A 3,699-nucleotide genomic window follows, 5' to 3' on the forward strand; every position below is an offset into this window, starting at 1 on the left:
AAATGGTTAGTTGCCCCAATAATGGCAGAAGTTGCCCCAATAACTCTTAAAGTTGCCCCTATAAAGCAAAAAGTTGCCCCTATCCACACAAATCTCTCTCCAAATTTCTCCATTTATATCCATTAAATTCTTTCCTCTCCAGAAGAAACTTTGATACAATGACATCAACAATGAATCACCATTCATAAAATACATAAATCAAAGGAGCTATCTACTATGCGTGCATCTTACATCCAAGACCCAGAGCAATGGGCAAGTGGGTTTCATTTTTCAGTACCGGTTCAAGTTCGATTCAGTGAAACGGATATGTATGGACATCTGAACAATACATATAACTTTTCTTATTTCGAGTTTGCGCGAATTGAATATCTTAAACAAATCGGCTTGATGAATGATTGGTTGGATCCAAAAGGTAAGACGATTCCGGTTGTTGCCGATTTACAATGCGATTATGTAAAACAAGTATTCTTTGATGAAAAGCTTCAGATTCATGTGAAAGCTGATTCGGTGGGTACTTCATCAGTGGATATTCATTACCATGCCACGAATGAAAAAGGGGATACTGTTTTCACAGGTAGGGGAACTGTTGTTCAAATAAGCAAGGCAACTGGTAAGGGATTGCCTTGGACAGAAGAAGAAAAATCGTTATTCCTACCCAATTAGCCGTCACCGCCTTTTATCTTCTGACATACGTTACTAGGAAGAGTGGATAGGAGGGGCGTATTTTGTCAGAACGAGCACATCATCGTTCATTATTAACAGGACGAGAAAGAGAAATTTTTCAATTGTTAGTGCGTGATTATTCAACGAAAGATATTTCCATTCAACTCAACATCAGTGAGAAAACCGTGAGAAATCACATCTCGAATACCATCCAAAAGTTGGGCGTATCAGGCAGATCACAAGCGATACTCGAACTTTTACGACTTGGCGAATTAGCACTAGACTGAGTATGTCTTGCCAATTTCCGCAAAAGACGTCACAATGAATACACAAGTAATCGTATTCAGGGAGTGGATTTAGCACATGACAGAGCAAATTTCGAGCAATGAACATAACCATAACCAGGAGCAAGTAGCTTTTCTGGAAAAAGAACTTCGTTATATATCAGGTATTATCAAACAAAAAGGTCGCCAAATTTTAAGTAACTATACAGTGACGCCACCTCAATTTGTTGCGTTGCAATGGTTGTTTGAACATGGTGACATGACCATTGGTGATCTTTCGACCAAAATGTATTTGGCATTCAGTACGACAACGGATTTAGTCGACCGGATGGAAAAGAACCAACTTGTCATGCGTGTTCGTGATGAGCAAGATCGACGTGTCGTTCGCATTCATTTATTAAAAGAAGGCGAGCGCGTGATTGAAGAAGTTATTCAAAAACGTCAAGATTATTTGCAAGATATTTTGTCTGATTTTGATGCTGTAGAAGTGCAACAGTTGTCGAGCCTTCTCCAAAGACTTCATGTAGAAATGAAAGAGGATTGAGGCGAATCTCGTGAATACACCAATCGGCGTGATCGATTCAGGTGTTGGCGGCTTAACGGTTGTCAAAGAACTTATGCGACGATTGCCCAATGAGCAATTTCTCTACATTGGAGATACAGCGAGATGTCCATATGGACCGCGTTCAGCAACTGAAGTGCGGAAATTCACATGGCAAATGGCGGAAGCACTGAAAGCGCAATCCATAAAAATGCTCGTTGTCGCGTGTAATACAGCAACAGCGGTCGCACTTGAATCCTTACAAAAATATTGCCCGTTCCCAGTCGTGGGGGTTATTTTCCCAGGGGCGCGAGCAGCTATAAAAGCAACAAGACGTTCTGAAGTCTGTATATTGGGGACTGTAGGTACTATTCAAAGTGGTGCTTACGAGAAGGCTTTGAAGGCTTTATCATCTTCATGTCATACCGTTCCACTTGCTTGCCCGGCATTTGTTCCACTAGTTGAAAGTGGCGAATATGAAGGCGAATTTGCGAAGGAATTGGTTGAAAAGACACTCGAACCACTGCAAAAGGAATCATTTGATACGTTAATATTGGGATGTACTCATTACCCTTTATTACAGGATCTTATTGAAAAGGCGGTTGGTCCGCATGTGAAGGTTCTTTCATCAGCCGAAGAAACGGCCGATGAAGTGGATGCTATCCTCAACTATTACCAGAAGCAAAGAGAGCAACCGAGTAAGGTACCGCACATTTTCTATACAACTGGTTCCATACCAATGTTCAGGACCATTATTACGAAATGGCTTGAAATCGAAAACCCAACAATTCAACAAATATCATTTAAATAAAACCTGGAATTCCTTGAAAAAGGAATTTCCGGGTTTTGATTCGTTTAAAGCTTATGTGATACGATAAGTGCGCGAATGTATACGAGGAGGAAACAAACACATGAGACAAGATGGACGAAATTCAAAACAACTGAGACCTGTGACGATAGAGACCGATTACTTGGTACATCCAGAAGGTTCCGTATTGATAACGGTAGGACAGACGAAAGTAATCTGTACAGCAACCATTGAAGAACGCGTACCGCATTTTTTACGTGGGCAAGGCAAAGGATGGATTACGGCTGAATATTCAATGCTTCCAAGAGCGACAGGTTCACGAACACAACGTGAAGCGTCGAAAGGTAAGATTGGTGGCCGTACAATGGAAATACAACGTCTCATTGGACGAGCACTACGAGCAGTAGTCAATCTGGAAACATTAGGAGAGCGAACGCTGTGGATTGACTGTGATGTGATCCAGGCAGATGGCGGCACACGTACTGCTTCGATTACCGGTGCATTTGTTGCGATGACAATGGCTATTGCAAAGCTACAAGATGAAAAACAGCTCCCTGAATTTCCTGTAACAGATTTTCTTGCAGCGACGAGCGTAGGAATTGATGGTGAGCTCGGTGCAATTCTTGACCTAAACTACATTGAAGATTCCTCAGCAAATGTCGATATGAATATTATCCAGACCGGTTCTGGTCAATTTGTGGAACTTCAAGGTACTGGAGAAGAGGCTACATTCACAAGACAGCAATTAAATGAATTGCTTGATCTGGGTGACGAAGGCATTCAACAGTTGATTGCCATTCAGAAAGATGTGCTTGGGGAAATGGCTGACCGGATCTGCAAAAAGCTAGGTGATTTATCATGAAGCAAGTAATTATTGCAACGAAAAACAAAGGCAAGGCGAAAGACTTCGAAGCGATTTTCAATCCCTATGGTTTTGAAGTTTTGACTCTCCATGATGTAGCGAATGACATGGATATTGAAGAAACAGGCACAACGTTCGAAGAAAATGCCGTTCTTAAAGCTGAGGCGCTTGCTGAACGCTTACAAACATTCGTGATAGCTGATGACAGCGGTCTAGCAATTGACGCTTTAAATGGCGCGCCAGGTGTCTATTCTGCACGCTATGCCGGGGAAGAAAAAAGTGATGATGGAAACATGCAAAAAGTTCTGACTGAACTTGAAGGTGTGGAAGACGAAAAACGGACAGCTCGTTTTTGCTGTGCCATTGCGTTGGCAGGTCCTAATATGGAGACGAAGACTGCGTTCGGAACTTGTGAAGGCGTCATTGCACATGATAAAAAAGGCACAAACGGCTTTGGTTATGATCCGATTTTCTTTGTGCCGACACTTGGTAAAATGATGGCTGAGTTATTGCCTTCAGAAAAAGCGGCAATTTCCCACCG

At 42.0% G+C, this 3,699-nt stretch carries 6 protein-coding genes; all 6 read left to right on the top strand.

Annotation, left to right across the window (positions count from 1 at the left end; all coding sequences use genetic code 11):
* The first annotated feature begins 216 nt into the window (after positions 1-216).
* Positions 217-663: an acyl-CoA thioesterase gene (locus AC1DSB_RS16110; RefSeq protein WP_477532045.1), complete on the top strand. Its 447-nt coding sequence runs from the start codon at positions 217-219 to the stop codon at positions 661-663.
* Between the two features lie 62 nt (positions 664-725).
* Positions 726-950: a helix-turn-helix domain-containing protein gene (locus AC1DSB_RS16115; protein WP_016426747.1), complete on the top strand. Its 225-nt coding sequence runs from the start codon at positions 726-728 to the stop codon at positions 948-950.
* Positions 951-1,026: 76 nt separating this feature from the next.
* A complete protein-coding gene (locus AC1DSB_RS16120; RefSeq protein ID WP_016426748.1) occupies positions 1,027-1,491 on the top strand; it encodes a MarR family winged helix-turn-helix transcriptional regulator in 465 nt (154 codons plus the stop codon).
* Positions 1,492-1,501: 10 nt separating this feature from the next.
* Positions 1,502-2,299, top strand: a complete 798-nt coding sequence (gene racE / locus AC1DSB_RS16125; protein WP_016426749.1) for a glutamate racemase — start codon at positions 1,502-1,504, stop codon at positions 2,297-2,299.
* 100 nt (positions 2,300-2,399) lie between these two features.
* Entirely contained in the window at positions 2,400-3,158 is a 759-nt protein-coding gene (gene rph / locus AC1DSB_RS16130) for a ribonuclease PH (RefSeq protein WP_477587105.1), read from the top strand.
* On the top strand, positions 3,155-3,699 hold a 545-nt coding region (locus AC1DSB_RS16135; RefSeq protein ID WP_477587106.1), incomplete at its 3' end, for an XTP/dITP diphosphatase. The genes rph and AC1DSB_RS16135, both read left to right, overlap by 4 nt.

It is taken from the genome of Paenisporosarcina sp. P4_E4_2, assembly GCF_056401595.1.